The 22,111-nt window shown below is 66.5% G+C and carries 12 protein-coding genes and 1 pseudogene; 6 read left to right on the forward strand and 7 right to left on the reverse strand.

Annotated elements, in window-relative coordinates; translation table 11 throughout:
* Window positions 1-903: 903 nt before the first annotated feature.
* The gene (locus GGR73_RS12925) at window positions 904-3,642 is read right to left on the reverse strand and encodes a PAS domain S-box protein (RefSeq protein WP_456362954.1); all 2,739 of its coding nucleotides are present in this window, start codon (window positions 3,640-3,642) and stop codon (window positions 904-906) included.
* A 102-nt stretch (window positions 3,643-3,744) separates the two neighbouring features.
* On the opposite strand from GGR73_RS12925, the gene GGR73_RS12930 reads away from it, so the two are divergent.
* The gene (locus tag GGR73_RS12930) at window positions 3,745-6,624 is read left to right on the forward strand and encodes a M16 family metallopeptidase (RefSeq protein WP_184457242.1); all 2,880 of its coding nucleotides are present in this window, start codon (window positions 3,745-3,747) and stop codon (window positions 6,622-6,624) included.
* A 311-nt stretch (window positions 6,625-6,935) separates the two neighbouring features.
* Window positions 6,936-7,871: a GAF domain-containing protein gene (locus tag GGR73_RS12935; RefSeq protein WP_166771673.1), complete on the forward strand. Its 936-nt coding sequence runs from the start codon at window positions 6,936-6,938 to the stop codon at window positions 7,869-7,871.
* Window positions 7,872-8,583: 712 nt separating this feature from the next.
* On the opposite strand, the gene GGR73_RS12940 is transcribed toward GGR73_RS12935, so the two are convergent.
* Together GGR73_RS12940 and GGR73_RS12945 are read right to left on the reverse strand one after the other, a co-directional pair.
* The gene (locus GGR73_RS12940; protein ID WP_184457244.1) at window positions 8,584-9,603 is read right to left on the reverse strand and encodes a hypothetical protein; all 1,020 of its coding nucleotides are present in this window, start codon (window positions 9,601-9,603) and stop codon (window positions 8,584-8,586) included.
* Between the two features lie 279 nt (window positions 9,604-9,882).
* Window positions 9,883-10,635, reverse strand: coding sequence for a DNA-formamidopyrimidine glycosylase family protein (locus tag GGR73_RS12945; RefSeq protein WP_126967301.1), 753 nt, complete (start codon window positions 10,633-10,635; stop codon window positions 9,883-9,885).
* 107 nt (window positions 10,636-10,742) lie between these two features.
* Here GGR73_RS12945 and GGR73_RS12950 point away from each other — a divergent pair, with 107 nt between their 5' ends.
* Both GGR73_RS12950 and treA read left to right on the forward strand, forming a co-directional pair.
* Entirely contained in the window at window positions 10,743-11,513 is a 771-nt protein-coding gene (locus GGR73_RS12950) for a DUF72 domain-containing protein (protein ID WP_184457246.1), read from the forward strand.
* Between the two features lie 404 nt (window positions 11,514-11,917).
* Window positions 11,918-13,591 (forward strand): alpha,alpha-trehalase TreA, encoded by a 1,674-nt coding sequence (gene treA, locus GGR73_RS12955; RefSeq protein WP_184457248.1) that lies wholly within the window; start codon window positions 11,918-11,920, stop codon window positions 13,589-13,591.
* Between the two features lie 146 nt (window positions 13,592-13,737).
* Here treA and GGR73_RS12960 read toward each other — a convergent pair whose 3' ends face one another.
* Window positions 13,738-14,697: an arabinan endo-1,5-alpha-L-arabinosidase gene (locus GGR73_RS12960; protein ID WP_160955218.1), complete on the reverse strand. Its 960-nt coding sequence runs from the start codon at window positions 14,695-14,697 to the stop codon at window positions 13,738-13,740.
* A 534-nt stretch (window positions 14,698-15,231) separates the two neighbouring features.
* Here GGR73_RS12960 and GGR73_RS12965 point away from each other — a divergent pair.
* Entirely contained in the window at window positions 15,232-15,927 is a 696-nt protein-coding gene (locus GGR73_RS12965) for an AIM24 family protein (RefSeq protein ID WP_126965514.1), read from the forward strand.
* Between the two features lie 950 nt (window positions 15,928-16,877).
* On the opposite strand, the gene GGR73_RS12970 is transcribed toward GGR73_RS12965, so the two are convergent.
* Together GGR73_RS12970 and cycA are read right to left on the reverse strand one after the other, a co-directional pair.
* Window positions 16,878-17,789: a CorA family divalent cation transporter gene (locus tag GGR73_RS12970; protein ID WP_039523317.1), complete on the reverse strand. Its 912-nt coding sequence runs from the start codon at window positions 17,787-17,789 to the stop codon at window positions 16,878-16,880.
* Window positions 17,790-17,975: 186 nt separating this feature from the next.
* Entirely contained in the window at window positions 17,976-19,352 is a 1,377-nt protein-coding gene (gene cycA / locus GGR73_RS12975; protein ID WP_039523314.1) for a D-serine/D-alanine/glycine transporter, read from the reverse strand.
* A 560-nt stretch (window positions 19,353-19,912) separates the two neighbouring features.
* Here cycA and GGR73_RS12980 point away from each other — a divergent pair.
* Window positions 19,913-21,693: pseudogene (locus GGR73_RS12980) on the forward strand (expansin EXLX1 family cellulose-binding protein).
* A gap of 125 nt (window positions 21,694-21,818) precedes the next feature.
* Here the strand turns inward: GGR73_RS12980 and GGR73_RS12985 are convergent.
* Window positions 21,819-22,034 (reverse strand): hypothetical protein, encoded by a 216-nt coding sequence (locus GGR73_RS12985; protein ID WP_024937810.1) that lies wholly within the window; start codon window positions 22,032-22,034, stop codon window positions 21,819-21,821.
* Window positions 22,035-22,111: the final 77 nt, after the last annotated feature.

Genomic DNA, 22,111 nt, shown 5'->3' on the forward strand with positions numbered 1-22,111 from the left:
TCAGAACAAGCGCGTCATCGAATCCAAAAAAGCTGACCAGACCGCAGATCAGCAGACAGCCGCACAACGTGCACGGCTCACAACCATGCATACCGACTATCCCGATGGGTCCTTGCCCGCCTACCGTCGCGGGACCTTACGCGGCATGGATGCCGCGTAAGAGCCTACAAGGACGTACTTGCGGCGTGTCCTGCGATGGTAGGCGGGCAAGGGCCCTGCAGCCAAGCCGCAGATCATCGCTCTGCAACTGAACTATCCGTATTGTCCACGCCAGTCGAAGCGCAATGCGTAGAGCAACCAAGGCTTCGACTCGCGGCGGCGTTGAGGCGTGATTAGATACTCGGTGAGTCGAGCGCGCGGCGCCCTCACCGCTCGCGGGACACGCCGTGAATCCGTCCATGGAGGCTCCTTGGCGGCATCCATGCCGCCAAGGGTCCCGCAATCGGCAAGGACACCGCGCCAGAGAGCTGGTCGGCTGCTTTCTTGAAAAGCTCGCCGACTTGCGCTGGGAAGATGACCCGACGCGCAATTATCCGAACAGTGCTTACAGCACATCGCTTGTGTCATGCACACCGACCATCTCAACTGGTCCTTGTCCGCCCACCGTCGCGGGACCTTACGCGGCATGGATGCCGCGTAAGAGCCTACACGGACGTACTTGCGGCGTGTCCTGCGATGGTGGGCGGGCAAGGGCCTTGCAGCCAAACCCCAGATCATCGCTCTGCAATCGATGCATCCATCGCCTGCATCACCTCTCCAGACGACCGAGATAATGGGTCTCAACATCGTGGGTAGTGACCATCATCGATGCGATTGACGCGGTTTTATGGGTAGGCCCTACCCTCACCCGCCCTGCGGACACCTTCTGCTGTTGGAGAAGTGTGTGTTGCTGCATGCGCTGCGTCAGCGCGCGGCGTCGCGGCAGGCGCTGTCGTTGCCGTGGCGGGTGCGTTTGACGGCGTACATCGCTTCGTCTGCCGCGTGCATCAGGCTGGCAGCGTCGGCCTGCTGGCCGTGTTGCCAGGCGACGCCGATGCTGGACCGGATCGGCAGATGTTGCTCACCGAACATGGCGCCCGCCGCCGATGCGGCGCGGATCCGGTCTGCCACGGCGGCGCATTCGGTCTGCGGATCCTGCAGGTTGTCCAGCAGCACCACGAATTCGTCGCCGGCCAGGCGTGCCACCAGATAGCGGCCTTCGGCCGCCTGCTGCAGGCAGCGGCCGAAGGCGACCAGTACCGCGTCGCCGGCGCGGTGGCCGTGGACGTCGTTGATGCGTTTGAAGCCGTCCAGATCCAGGAACATCACCGCGACCGCGCACCGCTGCTGTTGCGCCTGGGTCACCGCAACCTGCAGCGCCTCGGACCAGGCGTGGCGATTGGGCAGGCCGGTCAGGGCGTCGCGGGTCGCGCGCTCGTGCATCAGCCGATGCAGGGTCTTGTGCGCGGTGACATCCTGCGCCATCAGGAAGAATCCCTGCGCCTGCGTCGTTGCGCCCTGCATTTCCGGCACCAGGGTGATTTCCACATCGCGCGGTGTCGCGCCACCACGCAGAACGTGTTCGAAGTGGGCCCGCTGCCCGGCGCTCACCTGCGCCAGCGCAGCGCGCGCCTCCGCACCGAGCTCCTCGCCCAGTACCTGGGTGATCGCGCAGCCGACCAGACTGGCCGGCTCCACGCCGAGCCAGTCGCGATGCGCCTGGTTGGCGAACAGGCAGCGCTGTGCGGCATCGTAATGTCCCACCAGGGTGGGGGTGGCATCGCTGATCGCACGCAGCCGCGCTTCGCTTTCGGCCAGGCGCTCGGCGGCGACATGGCGTTCGGTGACGTCCTGGATCTGCGAGACGAAATGCACCGGCGCGCCGCTGCTGTCGCGCACCAGCGACACCGACAGCTGCGCCCAGATCACCGCGCCCTGCTGGCTGATGTAGCGCTTGGCCAAGCTGTAATTGTCGCGCTTGCCGTCGATCAGTTCCTGCACCAGGCGCAGGTCCATGTCCAGATCGTCGGGGTGAGTGATGGTCTGGAAGGTGGTGCGCAACAGCTGCTCGCGCGGATATCCCAGGATGCTGCACAGCGACGGGTTGACGTCGCGCCAGTCGCCATCCAGCGAGACGATCGCCATGCCCTGCGGGGCGGTTTCGAACGCACCGCGGAAGTGCTCGGCCGCCAGCTGCGCGGCGGCCTGCGCCTGCAGCTCGGCGGTGACGTCGATGGCCATTGCCAGATAGCCGGACAGTCCCTGCTGCGCGTCGTGGATGATGTTGAAGCACAGCCGGACGCGCCGCAGTCCGCCGTCCTTGCGCACCAGGGTCCAGATTTCTTCTTCGAGCAAGTCGCCTGCAGCGGCGGCGGCCAGCTTGATGTACGACGGCGGCGACAACGCCAGCGTGGCCATGTGCCGCTCCAGCTCGGCCGGCAGGTGGAACTGCGCCGGGCAGCGGCCCAACACCTCGTCGGCCGCGTAGCCCAGCAGGCGCTCGGCGCCGGGGTTGAACAATTCGATGCGCCCGTTCGGATCGAACGCGATGATCGCCACATCCTGCGAGGCGTCCACCAGCGACTGCAGGCGTGCGCGCTCGCCCGCCAGCGCAGCCGAGGCATCGCGCAACTGGGTGATGTCGTGCATCACGCAGACCGCACCCAATGCCGCGCCCTGGTCGCTGACCACCGGGTCGGCATTGCACAGCACGCTGCGTGCCGGCTGGCCGGTGGCGCGGATCACCATCTCGGCATTGCGCACGTGCTCGCCGGCCCAGGCGCGCACCAGCGGGATGGCGTCGGTGGGCAGCAGCGCACTGCCGTCGGCGTTATAGAGATCGAAGTGCTGGGCCCATTGCGTCGGCGGCAACAGGCGCGGATCGGTGCCGTGCCATTGCCGTGCGGCGTGGTTGAACTCATGCAGCAGCCCGTCGCTGTCGCAGGACACCACGCCGTCGGGCATGGCTTCCAGCAAACGGCTCAGGGTCTGCCGCTGCGCCTGCGCAGCCAACCGGTCGCGACGCGCCTCCAGTTGACCGACAGCCTGCCGCGCCAGGCGGATCAGGCCTTGCTTCTGGTTTTCGTCGAGCAGCCGCGATTGGGTGCTGAGCGTGCACAAGGTGCCGTAGGCATAGCCCTCACGGCCGACCAGCGGAACGCCCGCATACGAGCGTACCCCTGGCGCAGCAGTGACCAGCGGGTTGCGCGCGAAGCGCGGATCGGCCGACGCATCGGGCACTTCCAGCAGCTCGGTCCCCATCACCGTGTAGGAACAGAACGACATCGCGCGCGGGGTACCTTCCAGATCGGTGCCACAACGCGCCTTGAACCACTGGCGGTCGGCGTCCAGCAGCGACACCAGCGCCATCGGGGCGCCGGTGATGTGGGCCGCCAGCCAGGCGATATCGTCGAATTCGGCCTCCGGCTCGGTATCCAGCACCCCCAACCGACGCACCGCCTCCACGCGCAGGGCGTCGTCGGCGGGAATGGGTACGGGCGGCAACAGGACGGTCATGGCGTGATCGGCGGGCAACGTCTGGGCAAGGTAGGTCGCCCCAGGTAACGGCGAGGCGATGATCAACTTGAGTGCGTGCGCCGGGCCTGCTGGCGGGCCGGTGGTTGCCGCACCCCCACCCGCGCCGGCCCGGGCGTCCCGTCGCACGCCGCCCCGCCGGTGGCCGCACCGGCCCCCCTGCCGGACAGCATTTGCGACACCGCCGGGCAGCCACTACCCTCGGCCGATTGTCCTGCTCTGGAGTGTCACATGCTGCGTCCGCTGTCCCTGTTGATCGCCGGTGTGCTCGGCGTCGCTGCCGGTACCGTTGCTCCCGCCGTCGCTGCCGCCCCGGCCAGCCTGTCCAAGCCCGCGGCCAGCAGTGCCATTCCCGAGATCGGCTACACCCGCTTCACCCTGCCCAACGGCCTGACCGTGGTGGTGCACGAAGACCACAAGGCGCCGGTGGTGGCGGTGAGCATCTGGTACCACATCGGTTCCGGCGACGAACCGGCCGGCAAGACCGGCTTTGCGCACCTGTTCGAGCACCTGATGTTCTCCGGCTCGGAGAACAACAAGGGCAGCTTCTTCGCGCCGCTGGAAAAGGTCGGCACCACCGACATGAACGGCACCACCTGGTTCGACCGCACCAACTATTTCGAGACCGTGCCGACCACCGCGCTGGACACCGCGCTGTGGCTGGAATCGGACCGCATGGGCCACCTGCTCGGCGCGATCGGCCAGGAAGAACTCGACACCCAGCGCGGCGTGGTACAGAACGAGAAGCGCCAGGGCGAGAACCGCCCCTACGGCCGCGTGGACCAGAACATCCTGTCCAACCTGTTCCCGGCCAACCACCCGTACCAGCACGACACCATCGGCTCGATGGAAGATCTGGACGCGGCTTCGCTGGCCGACGTCAAACAGTGGTTCAACGACAACTACGGCGCGGCCAATACCACCCTGGTGCTGGCCGGCGACATCACCGTGGCGCAGGCGCGTGCCAAGGCGCTGCAGTATTTCGGCGACATCCCGTCCGGCAAGCCGGTGGCGCGCCAGCAGCCGTGGGTGACCCCGCTGGCCGCGCAGAAGCGTGGCGTGCAGCACGACCACGTCTCGCAGCCGCGCATCTACCGCACCTGGGCCGCACCGCAGCTGGGCAGCGATGCGGCGATCCAGCTGGACCTGGCCACCACCGTGCTCGGCGGCGGCAAGACCTCGCGGCTGTATCAGCGCCTGGTCTACCAGGACAATCTGGTCGATGACGTGTCGGCGGCGATCCAGCCGTTCGCGCTGTCCAGCCAGGTGCAGATCCAGGCCGACGTGAAGGACGGCGTGGACCCGGCCAAGGTCGAGGCGATCATCGACGAGGAGCTCAAGAAGTTCATTGCCCAGGGCCCGACCGCCGACGAGCTGCAGCGCGCGCAGGTGGCCTACCGCGCCGGCTTCGTGCGCGGGCTGGAAAAGGTCGGCGGCTTCGGTGGCAAGGCGGTGATCCTGGCCGAGGGCCAGGTCTACCGCGGCGACCCGGGCGCCTACAAGCAGGATCTGCAGCGCGGCCAGGCCGCCACCGTGGACAGCGTCAAGCAGACCGCGGCCACCTGGTTCGGCAAGGGCGACTATCTGCTCACCGTGCTGCCGGCCGGCAAGGACTTCGACCCCGCCGCCGAAGACAAGGCGGTGGTCGCGCGTGGCGAAGAACCCGGCAAGCCGGCGCCCAGGCTGCCGGCCGCTGGCAAATACAAAACCACCGCCTCCACGCTGGACCGCAGCAAGGGCGTGCCGCAGACCAGCCAGTTCCCCGACCTGAGCTTCCCGCAGCTGCAGCGCGGCAAGTTGAAGAACGGCGTCGAGGTGATCCTGGCCGAGCGCCACACCATCCCGGTCACCCAGGTGGAGCTGCTGTTCGATGCCGGGTATGCGGCCGACCAGGGCAACAAGCTCGGTACCGCCAGCTTCAGCGCCGCGCTGATGAACGAGAGCACCGCCGCGCTGGATTCGGTGGAAGTGGCGCAGCGTCGCCAGCGCCTGGGCGCCATCACGGCGGTCGGCTGCGATCTGGACAGCTGCAGCGCCTCGCTGGATGCGCTCAACGACCAGTTGCAGCCGTCGCTGCAGCTGTTCTCCGACATCGTGCGCAACCCGGCCTTCAAGGCTGCCGACATCGAGCGCATCCGTGGCCAGTGGCTGGCCGGCATTGCGCAGGAAAAGACCCAGCCCAACAGCCTGGCGCTGCGTGCGCTGCCGCCGTTGCTGTTCGGCCAGAACCACCCCTACGGCATCCCGCTCACCGGCAGCGGCACCGAGGCGGCGATCAAGAGCCTCAACGCCCAGGACCTGCAGGCCTTCCACCGCCAGTGGCTGCGTCCGGACAACCTGCGCATCCTGGTGGCCGGCGACACCACGCTGGCGCAGATCATCCCGCAGCTGGATGCCGCCTTCGGTGACTGGAAGGCACCTGCCACGCCGTTGCCGAAGAAGAACCTGGTCCAGGTCGCCGCGCAGCCCAAGCCGCGCGTGTACCTGATCAACCGCCCGGATGCGCCGCAGTCGGTGATTCTCGCCGGCCTGCTCGCACCGTCCACCAAGGCGCCGGACAACCTGGCGATCGGCGTGGCCAACGGCGCCTTCGGCGGCACCTTCACCTCGCGCCTGAACATGAACCTGCGCGAGAACAAGCGCTGGGCCTACGGTGCCGGTACCCGCATGCTGGATGCGCAGGGCCAGCGGCCTTACATGTTCTCCGCGCCGGTGCAGACCGACAAGACCGCCGAGTCGGCCAACGAGATCCTCAAGGAAGCCACCGCGATCATCGGCGACAAGCCGCTGACCACCGACGAGATCGAGAAGATCAAGAACCAGCGCATCCGCGCCCTGCCCGGCAGCTTCGAAACCACCGGCGCGGTACTAGGTGCGATCGAAGGCATCGTGCAGTTCGACCGCCCCGACGATTACGTGCAGACGCTCAAGCCGCGCCTGGAAGCGATCGACCAGCCGGCCGCGCAGAAGGCCATCAAGGAAATCATCGCGCCCAACGCGATGACCTGGGTGATCGTGGGCGACCTGAAGAAGATCGAAGCCCCGGTGCGTGCGCTCAAGCTGGGTGAGGTGCAGGTGCTGGACGTGGACGGCGAGCCGGTCAAGCGCTGAGGCTGGTCAGTCGCACACCGACGGCGCGGCTTTCGAGCCGCGCCGTTTCCAGATCCGCGTACGCAACGGTGCGTGCGCGTATGAGTCGCCGGTGCCTGCGTGCAATGCGCAGGCATCACACTTGGGTTTGAAATCTCGCGCCGGCGCTTCAGTCCGCCGGTTGCATGTCCCCTAGCCTCGTAGCGCGGCGGGGGATGTGGATCTGAATCCGCCCTGCAGGCTGTGCTCGGGCGTATGGCAAATCCACGCGGCGTTATCGATGGTGCCGGTATCGTGGCCTCTTTCTCGCTCGCGCTTGTCCGACTTACCCGATGAAGCAAATGCCACCGGCTGACGAAGCCTCCCGCCAACAGGTCCTGGACGGCTATCGCATCGTCGACAGCCTGCCCGAGGACACTTACCAGGACGTCGTGCAGGTGGCGGCCTCCCTGTGCGACACGCCGATCGCACTGATGTCGCTGGTCGATCGCGACCGTCAATGGTTCAAGGCCCAGCTCGGTCTGGGCATGCAGCAGACCGATCGCAGCCAGGCAGTGTGCGATCACGCCATCCGCAGCCCCGAGCAATTGATGGAAGTGCGCGACCTCACCCAGGACAGCCGTTTTGCCGATGTCTCTGTGGTCACCGGCGAGACCGGCGCGCGCTTCTATGCCGGCATGCCGCTGGTCACCTCCGACGGCGTGGCGTTGGGCACCGTCTGTGTGCTCGACACCGAGCCGCGCACGCTCACCGACACTCAACGCACCGGGCTGCAGGCATTGGCGCGCGTCACCATGCGCCTGCTGGACGAGCGCAAGCGCGAGCTGCAGCTCGAGCGCGAGGCGATCCTGCAGCCGGTGGCACCGGCGGCCGCCGATGCCGGTTATTACCTGGTGATTCTGGAAGTGCAGGAACTGGCCGCGCTGGCTGAAAAACAGAGCGAGCGGCTCCTGGGTCGCGCCTTGCAACAGCTCGACCAAGCCCTGGCCGCGCAGGCGCAAGTCAACGGCGACAGCGTGGACCGCGTGACCGACAGCGCCGAATTCATCGCCGTACTGCGCGATCCCAATGCCGAACAGAAGCTGCAGCGCCTGCGCGACATCGCCCAGCAGCAGCATGCGCACGGGCTGACGGTGCTGATCGGCCAGGCACAGGCAACCCGTGGCGACGAGCCGATCGGACAAGTGTTCCTGCGCGCGGAAGTCGCGCTGAGTGTCGAGAAAGACCGTTACCGCCAGAGTCTGGCGCAGGACGGCCTCAGCGCCTGATGTAGCGCGGGGCGATAGTCCGGCTGCCGGCTGATCCGCCGTTTCATGGACCTGCCCTCACAACTCCCGCTGCGCGCCTCCAACCGCGCTTGCGTCGCGGGCGCTCCAAGGCATGCGCGCGCTTGCCGCGAAAGCCGTGCTTTCTTACCCCGGCGGGAGGGGCTCTAGTCCCGATACCTGACGAAGACTGCCTTACTTCTTCAATCAATCAGTTGCCAACGCCAGGTTTGGCTGCAGGGCCCTTGCCTGCCCACCATCGCAGGACACGCCGCAAGTACGTCCGTGTAGGCTCTTACGCGGCATCCATGCCGCGTAAGGTCCCGCGACGGTGGGCAGGCAAGGGCCTGTCGGGATGGTCGGTGTGCACGGCAAGAGCAGTGCTTGCTATGCGTTATTCGGATTGTCGTGCGGCCGAAAATCTTCCATCGCAATCCGAGCAACAATCAGGTTTTCACTTGGCCGCCGACCAACTTTCTAATGCGGTGTCCTTGCCGGTTGCGGGACCCTGGGCGGCATGGATGCAGCCAAGGAGCCTCCATGGACGGACTCACGGCGTGTCCGCGAGCGGTGAGGGCACTGCGCAATCGACTCACTCGCGGTCACACGTCAACGCTGCGAGTGTGATCGATACGTTGCCGCCATCGGTACAGCCTTAGAGAGGTTTTGCCCGCCACTGCTGGTCAGCTGCACACAACCGCAGTCACTGCCCCACTCACCCGATCGCACACTGCTTCAATTGGCGGTCCGCGTACCACAGCGCGCGGCGGGCCAGATCGTAGGCGCTGTCGGCCTGGCGCGGCAGCAGTTGCGCAGCCATCACCGGGTCGGCGCCGTTGTTCAAGGCGTGCTCGGCACGCTCCAGATCACCCAGGTGCGTGCGCACCGGCGACAACAGGGATTTGCGTTTGGACGCATCGCAACGCGCGCTGCGCTGCTCCAGCGCGGCCAGCGCCTCGCGGATGCGGCGGCTGGCTTCGCCCTTGAGATCGGGCGGTGTCTCGTGCGCGATCGGCGCGGCCTTGTAGGCATCGCCGGTCGCCTCGCTGCCCATCTCGGCCTGATTGCCCGCCAGCGCGGGGTTGAAGCGCACATCCGGCGGTGGTCGCGCCTTGGCCACCTGCGTCTGCGGCCCGTTGAGCATGTCGTTGAACTTCTTCATGCCGCGATTCATTTCCTGCATCGCCACATCGCCCAGCGTGCCGTCGCTCTTCCAGTCCTTGGCAAAGCGCGTGTCCTGGTATTGCACCGGATTGACCCGTTCCATCACGTTGCGCGCCTTGGCCTGCGCGCGTTCGTCGGCCATGCCCGGCGGCAACGCAGCGCCGGCTTGCGCCATCGGGTCGACCTGCGCATCGCGCGGCATGCGCAAGCGGCCTTCGCGGGTGTAGAGCTGGGCCGCCATCGATTCGCCAGCGGGCACGTTGGCGGCCGCCACCTGCCGCTGCGGCGGTGGGGTGCGTGTCGGCGGTGGCGCACTGCGCGCGGATGAGGCCGCGGCAGGGGCCGCGCGCGGTGTGGAGTCGCGTTGCTGCGGCGGTGTCGCCGGCGCCGGCGCCGGCAGCGTCAACTGCGGGCGCGGCACGAAATACACCTGCAAACTGTCGTCGTGTCGCACCGTGTCGCGCGGTGGCGGCATATACAGCAACAGACAGGCAAGAAAGAACAGGATGGCGCCCGTGCATGCGACAGCGGCGACATGCGGGACAAGCGTTTCCTTCCTGCGGGTAATCACAATGCGGGAGACCGATGAGATGAGAGATGCGCGTCCTGCACCGTGAACCCGGTGCAGGACGCGCAAATCTAGCGGGCGTGGCGTTTGCGCGCGTTTGAAATTCGTTGTTTGGGCCGCAGGCGCCAGCCGCCATTCACATTAGCGAGCGTGGCGGTCGACTCTCCCTGCTTGCCGACGGGCACTGTCCTGCCCCGGCGGCATTGATCCTGCAGGCTGTGCCGGCGGTCGTTCGCCCTACGGCGGTCGATGCCGGCTGGCCAGGGTGCGGGCCGCACATGCTCAGTCATCCTCCGGACGGTACAGCCGCTGGCAGACCTCGCAGAAAAACGCCCGCCGCCCGGCCTTGCCCAGGTGCTTTCGATACTGCAGCGGCGCGCCGTCGCGCGGGCAGCTGGTTTTGGTATGCACCTGATAATGCTTCTTCAGCACGAAGGCCTTTTTCCAGGTGTAGAAGTCGAAGCTATAGTCGCGCGCCTGGGTGACCAGCTCGCCGAGCTTGCGCGCCGGCAATGCGCCCACCGTGCTTTCCGGGTGCACACGGATGCGATGCAGCACTTCGTTCTTGATGATGTTGCCGACGCCGGCAAAGATGGTCTGGTCCAGCAATGCATCGGCGGCCAACATGCCGGGTGCGGCGCGTAACTTGCGCCGTGCCTGCGCGCCATCCCAGAGCGGGTTCATGACATCTGCGGTCCAGTCGTAGACCTCGTCCAGCGGGCGCTCGATGAACTGCACCGAGCAGGCGTAGAAATTCAACCGCTGGCCCTTGGAAAACTCCAGGCGCAGACGCGGCACCGCATTCGGCTTGTCCTCGTCGATGCGATAACTGCCGAACAACAGAAAGTGGATGCGCACGCTGAACTGCGCGCACTCGATCAGGAAGTGCTTGCCCCAGCTGCGTAACGCCAGCACCTTTTGCTGCTCCAGCCGCGCGATGTCCTGCTTGCTGTTACCGGACACGCGCAGGATCTTGCGGCCGACAAACGCTTCGGTCTGTTCGCGCAGGATGACAAGGGAAGGACCTTCTGGCATGCGCCCAGTATCGAAGTCGTCGGTGAGTCGGCCGTGAGCGCAGTGCACACGCAACGCTGACACGCGCGCATGCATAGAGTGCTGCCCACCCGTCTTGCGTACACCTCATGCAGGCTCGTTCATCCATCGCCCTGCCGCGCGTGCGCTGTGGCTGCGCAGGCTGGTCGATTCCGGCCGCCGACCGCGCCGCATTCGGCGATGGTGCCAGCGTCCTGCAGCGCTATGCCACACGTTTTGATGCAGTGGAGATCAACTCCTCGTTCCATCGTCCGCACCGTGCCAGTACCTACGCACGCTGGGCCGACAGCGTGCCGGAGGATTTCCGCTTTTCGGTCAAGCTGCCGCGCAGCATCAGCCACGATGCACGCCTGCAAGGTACCGGTGCATTGCTGGATGCCTTCCTGGCCCAGGCCGGTGCGCTGGGCACGCGACTGGGCTGCCTGCTGCTGCAACTGCCGCCCAGCGCTGTGTTCGATGCGCCGGTGGCGGCCAGGTTTTTCGCCATGCTGCGGCGGCGCTGGGACGGCGGCGTGGTCTGCGAACCGCGCCATGCCAGCTGGTTTCTCCCGCAGGCACAGGCGCTGCTGGCACGCCACCGCATCGCACGCTGCGCCGCCGATCCGGCGCCGGTGCCGGACGCCGCCACACCGGGTGCGACAGCCGGCCCGCAGTACTGGCGCTGGCATGGCGCACCGCGCATCTACTACAGCAGCTACGACGACAGTGCGCTGCAGACACTGGCCGACGCGGTGCGCAACGCAGCGCACCCGCAGGCAGAATGCTGGGTGATCTTCGACAACACCGCCGCCGGGCTGGCGGTGCCCAACGCGCTGCAGCTGCAGCGCTTGTTGCAGACCGGTCGGCCGCGCCAAGGCTGACGCGCAAGGACGGCACGCCACCTGGCTTTATCCGGCGTGCCACCGGTGCGTCCACGCCGCTGCAATCGGTCAGACGGGCAAGGCCGCGCTGCCGCAGGCCATTCCCACGTACGCCAGCTGCCGTGCACAGGCATTGCCGCGCGCCGCGCGCTGTGGCGCGCATCTTGCAGCGATGTCGGCAATCCGACGCGGTCCGCACGTGGCTCAAGCTGCCTCGATCCGGGCCGATAGGCCTGAATCGGCAACCCAACCCGCGCAACCACCTGCAGCACCGCGCCGGATCACCTTGCTGAATCCAGTCGTCTCCGTGCGAAGCCTGTCGGCCTGCCGACACCGTCGTCCGGCCCCGCCCGCCACTTCGGTCGTTTACCATGCCGCACGTCACTGCCCGTTCTGGAGATGCCATGAGTTCTGCCGCGCCCCCGTGCTGCACGTCGCTGCTTGGCCTGTCGCTGAGCATGTTCGTGGCGCCCTGCACGCTGACCGCCGCGCCCATGGACACTCCGGTCGTCAACGCACCGGCGGCCACACCGCCCACGCCCGACCTGGCCTACCCGGAACTGTTCCAGGCGGTGCAGAGCGGCGAGCTGTTCGACGACCAGAAGCACTTCGTCGACTTCCTGCCGCTGCGCGACCCGGCGCTGATCAACGCCGACTATCTGGCGCAGCACGATCACCCCGGCTTCGACCTGCGCAAGTTCGTGGACGCCAATTTCGAAGAGTCGCCGCCGGTGCAGACCGACGCGATCCGCCAGGACACCGCGCTGCGCGAACACATCGACGAGCTGTGGCCCAAGCTGGTGCGCAGCCAGACCCACGTGCCGCCCTACAGCAGCCTGCTGGCGCTGCCGCATCCGTACGTGGTGCCGGGCGGGCGCTTCCGCGAGGTGTATTACTGGGATTCCTACTTCACCATGCTGGGCCTGGTGAAGAGCGGCGAGACCACGCTCAGCCGCCAGATGCTGGACAACTTCGCCTACCTGATCGACACCTACGGGCATATCCCCAACGGCAATCGCAGCTACTACCTCAGCCGCTCGCAGCCGCCGTTCTTCTCCTACATGGTGGAACTGCAGGCCGGCGTGGAAGGCGAAGCGGTCTACCAGCGCTACCTGCCGCAACTGCGGAAGGAATACGCCTACTGGATGCAGGGCAGCGAAGACCTGCAGCCCGGCCAGGCCGCGCGCCATGTGGTGCGTCTGGCCGACGGCAGCCTGCTCAACCGCTACTGGGACGAGCGCGACACCCCGCGCCCGGAAGCCTGGCTGCACGACACCCGCACCGCCGCCGAGGCCGGTGACCGCCCGGCCGCCGAGGTCTACCGCGACCTGCGCGCCGGTGCCGAGAGCGGCTGGGACTACACCAGCCGCTGGCTGGCCGATGGGCAGAACCTGCGCACCATCCGCACCACCGCCATCGTGCCGATCGACCTGAACAGCCTGCTGTATCACCTGGAGCGCACCCTGGCCCAGGCCTGTGCGCAGCCGGGTGCCGAATGCACGCAGGACTATGCGGCGCTGGCACTGCAGCGCAAGCAGGCCATCGATGCGCACCTGTGGAATGCGGCCGGTTACTACGCCGACTACGACTGGCAGACCCGCAAGCTCAGCGATCAGGTCACGGCCGCGGCGCTGTATCCGCTGTTCACCGGCCTGGCAACCGACGCGCACGCCAAACGCACCGCCAGCACGGTGCGTGCGCGCCTGCTACGCCCCGGTGGCCTGGCCACCACCGCAGTGAAGACCGGCCAGCAGTGGGACGAGCCCAATGGCTGGGCACCGCTGCAATGGGTGGCGGTGGACGGCCTGCGCCGTTACGGCGAAGACGCGCTGGCGCGCACCATCGGCGAGCGCTTCCTCACCCAGGTGCAGGCGCTGTTCGCGCGCGAGCACAAGCTGGTCGAAAAATACGGCCTGGAAGCCGATGCCGCCGGCGGTGGCGGTGGCGAATACGCGCTGCAGGACGGCTTCGGCTGGACCAACGGCGTCACCTTGATGCTGTTGAACCTGTATCCGGACACCGCGAGCAAGCCGGCGCCGGTCAAACGCGTGCGCAAGCCCGAAGCGGCCACGCGATGAGTGTGCGCCAGCCGCTGCCGGGCATGCCCGGCGGCGCTGGCAGCCTCGCGGTTCTGGCAGTCGGCAACGCCAGCGGATCGCTGCAACAAACATCGCCTGATCGCTGCGCCAGTGCAGCGCGCAGCAGCGTGTTCGCTTGATTGCTGCTACTGCACCACCGGCCATGCACTGCCGTCATAACCCAGCCGGTTGATGCCCAGGCGCGCGTCGCCGCGGTCGTCGTAGTAGTGGTAGACCAGGATGTCGCCGTCGCCATCGCGGAACACCGATTGCCCGCCCGGCCCATGCATGCTGCCCAACCCGGACTGGATCACCGTGCCGCCGCCGTTGCGCATGTCCACCCCGGCGCGATCCAGGTACGGCCCGGTCACCGAGCGCGCACGCCCCACCGCAATCTTGTAGGTGCTGCTGGCGCCCTTGCAGCACGCATCGAACGACACGAACAGGTAGTACCAGCCATTGGCCTGCTGGATGAAAGGCGCCTCCACCGCGCCCGGGGACGGCCGGCTCGCCAGGCTGTAGCGCGTCGTGTTGCCGGACAGCTGCTTGCCGGTGCCGGGGTCGAGCTGGATCAGCTTGATCCCCGACCAGAACGAGCCGAACGCCAACCACCACTTGCCATTGCCGTCCACCACCAGATTGCCGTCGATGGCGTTGTAGTCGTCGCTGCTCTTGGAGGTGTAGACGATGCCTTGATCCTTCCACGAGCCAGGCTTGCCGGTGCTGCTGCTGGCAAGCGCAATCGCCGAGGTATTGGTGGCGAACTTGGAGGCGGTGTAATACATCAGATACTTGCCGCCATGGAAGGACACATCCGGCGCCCATAGCTGGTTGTCCGGGTTGTAGCTGCGCACCCAGCTCGGCATGCTGCTGAAGATCGCGCCCGCATTGCTGAACTTGGTGCGGTCGGTACTGGTGACCACGCCGGTGGTGGCATAGATGTAGTAACGCCCATCGCTCAGCTTGAGCATCGACGGGTCGTGCACGATGGTGTCGCCGCTCACCACACCCGGCCCCACTGCCGCTTGCGCGGGCGCGCCATGCAAGCCAGTGGCAGCAGCAGCCAGGACCAACAGCGACGCAATCGCGCGACTACGCAGAGACATTCCAGACCAGCCACCTTCCACTCGACTGCCACCCACAACGCCCATCGCCCCACTCCTTGAACAACGTAAAGACGTTTTCTGTAGGATCAATCTAGCCCGGCAACAATGCCACGAATCCGACGCCGATCTCAGAAGCGTTGTGCAAACCGAGCGGTTGTTTTATTTGCGACGTGCCTTCGTGCCGAACTGTGTAATGCAGCTGGGATTGCATACGTCGTAACGTGGCGCGCACAGAGTCACTGCACCAGTGGCGTATCGGCGTCATCTCTTCATCGCCGTGCAGTGCGTCGATGCCAACCCGCATCCATGACGCTGCAAAAAGCTGCAGTACCACTTCGCCACCACGCATAGATCCTGATGGAGGGTCGCCTGGTTGTAGCAGTCATCGCGCGCGACGCGCTGACTGAGCACCATGTGCGCCGCAACATCGGCGCGCCATCTGTGCAGACGCACAGCGACGCGCACACCAGTATGCTTCGAAGATACAGGCCTGCCGCGTATCATGCGCACTCTTTCACCCTCCAGGACGGACCCATGGCCGTACGCACGCTCAACGAATTTCTCGCCCATTCCAAGGAAAAGGACGTCAGCCCCGATCCGTTCGAACTGGAAAATCCGCACCTGCTGGAGGTGCGCCTCGACGGCATGGTGTGGTCCAAGGCTGGCGCCATGGTCGCGCGCACCGGTAACGTCAAGTTCACCCGCGAGGGATTGCTGGAACAGGGCCTGGGCAACCTGCTGAAGAAGGCGGTCAGCGGCGAAGGCATGCAGCTGATGAAGGCCGAAGGCCAGGGTCGGGTGTATCTGGCCGACCTCGGCAAGCTGGTGACCTTGCTGCGTTTGAATGGCGACGCGATCTTCGTCAACGGCAACGACGTGCTGGCGTTCGAATCCGGCGTCGAGCACAAGATCACGATGATGCGCAAGGTGGCCGGCATGCTGTCCGGCGGCCTGTTCAACGTGCGCCTGAGCGGCCACGGCATCGTGGCGATCACTTCGCACTACGAGCCGCTGACCCTGCCGGTCACCGCCGCCAGCGGCCCGGTGTTCACCGACCCCAATGCCACCGTGGCCTGGTCGGGCACGCTGTCCCCGGAGCTGGTCACCGACGTGTCGATCGGCACGCTGTTTGGCCGAGGCTCGGGTGAAAGCCTGCAGATGCGTTTTGCCGGCGAAGGCTGGGTGGTGGTGCAGCCGTACGAGGAAGCCAGCTTCCAGGCCAAGGGCTGATCCAGGCCGCCCGGCAGCAATCAACAATGCGTCTCGCCTGGTCGCACGCTACGCAGCTGGGCAGTTTTCCGGTCTCGGCGCAGTGCGCAGTGACAGCTGCGCATCCCAGCCCACCCTGTAGGAGCGCCCCTGGGCGCGAGGGCCTTCCCGGTAACGCCGCGTCGTCCCGGTAACGCCGCATCGCGCCCAGGTGCGCTCCTACGGGTTTCCTGCAGTCTGCCGCGCGCTGCACAGCTACCGCGCTGACCCAGCTTGGCATTGCGTGGTCACGCCACCGTAGGCAAAGGATGATTGCGTTGACGGCTCCTCGTAGGAGCGCCCCTGGGCGCGAGGGCTTTCCCGGTAACGCCGCGTCGTCCCGGTAACGCCGCATCGCGCCCTGGTGCGCTCCTACGGGTTTCCTGCAGTCTGTCGCGCGCTGCGCAGCTACCGCGCTGCCCTAGCCTGGTATTGCGTAGTCACGCCACCGTAGGCAACAGATGATTGCGTTGATGGCACCTCGTAGGAGCGCCCCCGGGCGCGAGGGCCTTCCCGGTAAATCCGCATCGCGCCCTGGTGCGCTCCTACGGTTTTCCTGCAGTCTGCCGCGCGCTGCGCAGCTACCGCGCTGACCCAGCTTGGCATTGCGTGGTCACGCCACCGTTGGCAACGGATGATTGCGTTGACGGCACTCTGTAGGAGCGCCCCTGGGCGCGAGGGCCTTCCCGGTAACGCCGCGTCGTCCCGGCAACGCCGCATCGCGCCCTGGTGCGCTCCTACGGGTTTCCTGCAGTCTGCCGCGCGCTGCACAGCTACCGCGCTGCCCTAGCCTGGCATTGCTTAGTCATGCAACCGTAGGCAACAGATGATTGCGTTGACGGCACTCGTAGGAGCGCCCCTGGGCGCGAGGGCCTTCCCGGTAACGCCATATCGCGCCCAGGTGCGCTCCTACGGTTTCCGGCTCTGATGCATCACACCCAGCCGCGCTTGCGGAACCATGCCAGCGGCACCAGCATGCTCAGCACGATCACGCCCAGCGCCCAGTAATACGCGTCATGCCACTTGAGCTCGGGCATGTAGGCGAAGTTCATGCCCCAGATGCCGACCAGCACGGTGGGCGGAATGCCGACCACCGAGGCCACCGCCATCACCTTCATCACGTTGTTCTGGTCCATGTTGATCATGCCCAGCACGCTGTCGAGCAGGAACTCGATGCGGTCGTCCATGTGCTGCTGGAACTCGCTCAAGGTGGTCAGGTCCTTGTGCAGCAAGCCGATGCGTTTGGCCGCATCGGCACCGAACCAGTCCGGCGCGGCACCGTCCAGATAGGTGACCAGGCGCAGCAGGCCTTGCCCGGCATTGTGCAGCCCGCCCAGACGCCGGCCCATGCCTCCAACCTGATGCAGCATGCGCTCTAGGTCCTTGGTTTTGTGCGGGTTGTCGAACACCTGCCGGGTGGTGTCGGTGACCTCGGCTTCCAGCGATTCCAGCCGGTCTGCCAGGCGCCCCACCAACTGGTCGAAGATGCGCAACAGCAGGTCGTCGGCGCTATGGCAGGGCTCATGTGCAAGACGCGCGGCCACCGCATCCAGCGAGCCCATGTGCTGCTCGCGCAGGGTCACCAGCATGGTCGGCGACAACGCAAAGCCCAGCGGCGCAGTCGGGCCATCGTCGTCCTGAAAGCGCGGCACGTTGAGAAACAGCACCTCGCCCTGGCGCCGCACCCGGCTGGAGAATTCGATCTCGCCGATGGCCGCGCGATCCGGCAGCGCAAAGCCCACCTTGTCTGCGGCCTGCGCCAGTTCCTGCGCGCTGGCCTGGCACAGGTCGACCCAGCAGCCTTGCGTGTGCTGCGTTCCGGCAATCGGGTGCGTCGTGATCATGCGATGGGCCGTGGCAATGGATGGCGGCGAGCATCCCGTTCCACCCGATCCGCGTCAACGTCGCGCGCAAAACGCGCTTAGCTGCCAGTGGCCTTTATCGCAGCGCCGTGCAGCCACAGACGCCATGGCCCCGCAGTGCGGGGCCTTGATGAGGTCTACGCTGGATGTCTTGGCTGATACGCGCGCTCAGCCGCTGCGCGTCTGCTGCCGCTTCACCGCATAGCCGATCGCCAGGATCAGGAACCACACCGGGCTGGCCAGCAGGGCCTGGCGCGTGTCGGCCTGCAAGGTCAGCAGCACGATGACGAAGGCGAAGAACGCCAGGCACACGTAGCACATCAACACGCCACCGGGCATCTTGAACGCCGATGCCGCGTGCTGCTCGGGCCGCTTGCGCCGGTACGCGATGTAGGCGCACAGGATCAGCGACCACACGAACATGAAGAGCACCGCCGACAAGGTGGTGACCAGCGTGAACGCAGTGACCAGGTTGGGGATCAGGTACACCAGCATCGCGCCCAGCAACAGGCACAGGCAGGAGAACAGCAGGCCGCGTGCCGGCACCGCTGCACGCGAGAGCTTGGCAAAACCCTTGGGCGCGTGCTGTTCCTCGGCTAGGCCGTAGAGCATGCGGCTGGTGGAGAAGATGCCACTATTGGCCGACGAGGTGGCCGAGGTCAGCACCACGAAGTTGATCAGGCTCGCCGCCGCCGGCACGCCGGCCAGCACGAACAGCTCCACGAACGGGCTCTTGTCGGCCACCACCTGCCGCCACGGCGTCACCGCCATGATCGCGATCAGCGCCAGCACGTAGAAAATCAAAATGCGCACCGGGATCGAGTTGATCGCCTTGGGCAGGTTGCGGCGCGGGTCTGCGGTTTCCGCAGCGGTGGTGCCGACCAGCTCGATGCCGACGAAGGCGAACACCGCGATCTGGAACCCGGCAAAGAAGCCGCCAATGCCCATCGGGAACATGCCACCGTCGTTCCACAGGTTCGACAGCGAGGCCACGTTGCCCGACGGCGAACGGAAGCCCCAGGCCACCAGCCCGGCGCCGGTGAGGATCAAGGCGCAGATGGCGATGATCTTGATCAGCGCGAACCAGAACTCCATCTCGCCGAACAACCTGACCGTCACCAGGTTCAGGCTCAGCAGCAACAGCACGCACAGGATGGCCGGAATCCACGGCGCCAATCCGGGGAACCAGAACTGCGCATAGGCGGCGATCGCGATGACGTCGGCGATGGCGGTGATGATCCAGCAGAACCAGTACGTCCACCCGCAGAAGAACCCGGCCCACGGCCCGAGCAGATCGGTGGAGAAGTCGATGAACGACTTGTACTCCAGGTTGGACAGCAGCAGCTCGCCCATCGCGCGCATCACGAAGAACAGCATCGCGCCGATGATCAGATAGACGAACAGGATCGACGGGCCAGCCAGGCTGATCGTCTTGCCCGAGCCCATGAACAGCCCGGTGCCGATCGCGCCACCGATGGCGATCAGCTGCAGGTGGCGATTGGACAGGCTGCGTTGCAGATGATCGGGCGCGGACGGATCGGACATGGGGCACGGCACCGGCAAGTGAACAAGCCGTCAAAAATACGAGATCGCGGCAGCGCGCACCAGCGGTTTGCGCTGCGGCGCCGGGTAGGCCGCAGCGTGCGCAGGCGAACCGTGGTTGGCTTGCCCCATCGTGGTGCGCTGCATATCCGTGCGTCCACCGCTGCGTTCATTGAGGAACCACAGCCATCGGGGATGCGCGCAACGCATCGCCGGAGCAGTCATCGCCCTGCCTGGCACTGGTGCGTTGCAACGCTGTCCACTCGCACAGCACATGCACATGCACTACCAGCGCACGAGCAAAGCCTTTCGACCACGTCCACGCCATGCCTGCCGTTACGTCGGTCACCAGCGCAACGCAGCATCGTCACCGCTGGCCGGCGATGCATCAGCACACAGCCGAAAACCGCGGCGCGGCATCCCGCACAAACCGCGATCCCCATTCCAGTGCGGCCGCTCGCCTGCCGCGGCTCCCACACTCCTGCCCGCTTCCTTGACCCGGCGCACGGACCGCACACGACGATCGCTGGTCTCCTGCGCGGGCCATCCCTCAGGACACTCCCATGCGCTCTCATGCTCATCTGCTGCTTGGCCTGGCCTTGCTGACTCCCGTGACCGCACTGGCCGTGCAGGTCGATGCACGCGGACACCTCACCGATGCGCGCGGCCAGGCGCTGCAGGTACGCGGCGTGACCTGGCCCGGCTTTGATCGCGCAGCGCTTGTGGCCACCGGACTGCACAGCAATACGCTGCAGCACCTGCTGGATCAGATGCAGGCGTCGGACATCAATACCGTGCGCGTGCCGATCTGCGCAGCAACCCTGCAAGCCAGACCGGTGGCCGCCGCCGAGGTGGCCGGCGACCCCGCGCTGGCTGGCCTCACGTCCCTGCAACTGCTCGACGCCGTGGTGCGCGCCAGCACCCAACGCGGCATGCAGGTACTGCTCGCCTTTGCCGATGGCGCTTGCGACGATGCGGCGCCGCAGCTGGGCACGCAGCACGACGCCTGGATGGAGGGCCTGGGCCTGCTCGCGCGCCGCTACGGCAGCACCGCGGGCGTGCTCGGGATCGACCTGGGCAGCAGCGGCTACCGCAATGCCAACTGGGCGGGCAATGCGGCAGACGCCGACTGGAACCGCATCGCCGCGCGAGCAGCGGCCGCGGTGCTGAAGCAGGCGCCGGCCTGGGTGATCGGTGTGGAAGGCGTGGGCAACGACGCGGTCTGCAGCGATTCCGCACGCAAGGCCGCCGGCAGCAATCTGCAGCCGCTCGCCTGCTTGCCGCTGCGCATTCCGCGCGCACATCTGCTGCTGATGCCGAAGCTGGCCGGGCCGGATCGCGACGCGGCGGACGCGTTTGCAGCGGCCGACTTTCCGCGCAGCCTGCCGGCGAGCTGGCAGCGCGACTTCGGACAATTCTCGGCCGATCACGCGGTGCTGCCGGTGAGCCTGGGCGGCGGCCTGGGCGATGGCGATCCACGCGACCGGGCATGGCAACACGCATTGAGCGGGTATCTGCGCAACACCGGCATGCGCAGTGCCGTGCTCGGTAGCTGGGAGGTGGGCAATGCCAACAACGGTGGCCTGCTCGCCAGTGATGGGAGTCCGCGTGCCGACAAGCTGCAGGTCCTGCAGCAGGCCTGGGGGCTGACGAGCGCCAGCGTCGCCACGCCGTCAGCGAAGACGGCCGCTGCCGCGGATGCCAGCAAGGCCACCGGCTGGAACAGCACCTTCACCGGCACCGCGACCTACACCAGCTCCGGCTATTCCGGCGGCGCGGTGCTGCTGGATCCCATTCCAAGCAATGCCTTCATCACCGCGCTCAACCCAACCCAGATGAACTTCGGCGGGGTCAGGGCCGCACTGGCCGGCGCCTATCTGGAAGTGACCGGGCCCAAGGGCAAGGCCGTGGTCTACGTCACCGACCTGTACCCAGAGGGCGCATCGGGCGGCCTGGACCTATCGCCCAACGCCTTCGCGGCCATCGGCGACACCGTGCAGGGGCGCATCCCGATCAGCTGGAAGATCGTGCGCGCACCCACCACCGGCAACGTGCAATACCGCATCAAGGAAGGCAGCTCGCGCTGGTGGGCGGCGATCCAGGTGCGCAATCACGCCTACCCGGTGGTCAAGTTCGAAGTGAAACAAGGCAGCAGCTGGAAGAGCCTGCAGAAGATGGACTACAACCACTTCCTCGGCGAGCAGCTCGGCAACCAACCCTTGTCCATTCGGATCACCGATATCCGCGGTAAGGCCATCCTGGACACGATCCCCGCGCTGCCCGAAGACGGCAACACGCCGGTGTACTTCTGTACTTCGAACCCGGGCATGTGCAGTTCCCTTGACGAGGGCATCGCGCCCTCGACCATCCGGCCTGGGAACCTCCAGACGATGCTGAAGAATCTCAGTGTCGGCCGCACACGCCTGGTGGCTACTCAAGTGCTTGGTTAGCCGCTCTTACCCCCCCGCATCAACCACCCGCAAGCCCGCCACCGACGCGGCCGGGCAATGCCTGATCGTCGTCTTCTTCCAGATCGCCCACCTCCTCGCGCAAACCGCCCTGCTGCGGGGTCTGTTCTTCAAGCGGGATTTCGTCTTCATTGGTATCCGGATCGGGCGTGCCGTGTGCCGACAGCCCGGCAATGGCGGTGGTCATCGGACGCGCAGTGCGTGGATTGAGCTGCATGAGGGTGACTCCGATCGGTTCGAATGAAGCAACGACAGTGCGCAACGCAGCGCTACCGCACCGTGATCCCGGGCAGG

It is taken from the genome of Xanthomonas sp. F14, from assembly GCF_014199865.1.

Bases quoted from the DNA above. Each gene is read 5' to 3' on its own strand.
- GGR73_RS12930 (WP_184457242.1), top strand. From the start codon at position 3,745: ATGCTGCGTCCGCTGTCCCTGTTGATCGCCGGTGTGCTCGGCGTCGCT.
- GGR73_RS12935 (WP_166771673.1), top strand. From the start codon at position 6,936: ATGAAGCAAATGCCACCGGCTGACGAAGCCTCCCGCCAACAGGTCCTG.
- GGR73_RS12945 (WP_126967301.1), bottom strand. From the start codon at position 10,635: ATGCCAGAAGGTCCTTCCCTTGTCATCCTGCGCGAACAGACCGAAGCG.
- GGR73_RS12950 (WP_184457246.1), top strand. From the start codon at position 10,743: ATGCAGGCTCGTTCATCCATCGCCCTGCCGCGCGTGCGCTGTGGCTGC.
- treA (WP_184457248.1), top strand. From the start codon at position 11,918: ATGAGTTCTGCCGCGCCCCCGTGCTGCACGTCGCTGCTTGGCCTGTCG.
- GGR73_RS12960 (WP_160955218.1), bottom strand. From the start codon at position 14,697: ATGTCTCTGCGTAGTCGCGCGATTGCGTCGCTGTTGGTCCTGGCTGCT.
- GGR73_RS12965 (WP_126965514.1), top strand. From the start codon at position 15,232: ATGGCCGTACGCACGCTCAACGAATTTCTCGCCCATTCCAAGGAAAAG.
- GGR73_RS12970 (WP_039523317.1), bottom strand. From the start codon at position 17,789: ATGATCACGACGCACCCGATTGCCGGAACGCAGCACACGCAAGGCTGC.
- cycA (WP_039523314.1), bottom strand. From the start codon at position 19,352: ATGTCCGATCCGTCCGCGCCCGATCATCTGCAACGCAGCCTGTCCAAT.
- GGR73_RS12985 (WP_024937810.1), bottom strand. From the start codon at position 22,034: ATGCAGCTCAATCCACGCACTGCGCGTCCGATGACCACCGCCATTGCC.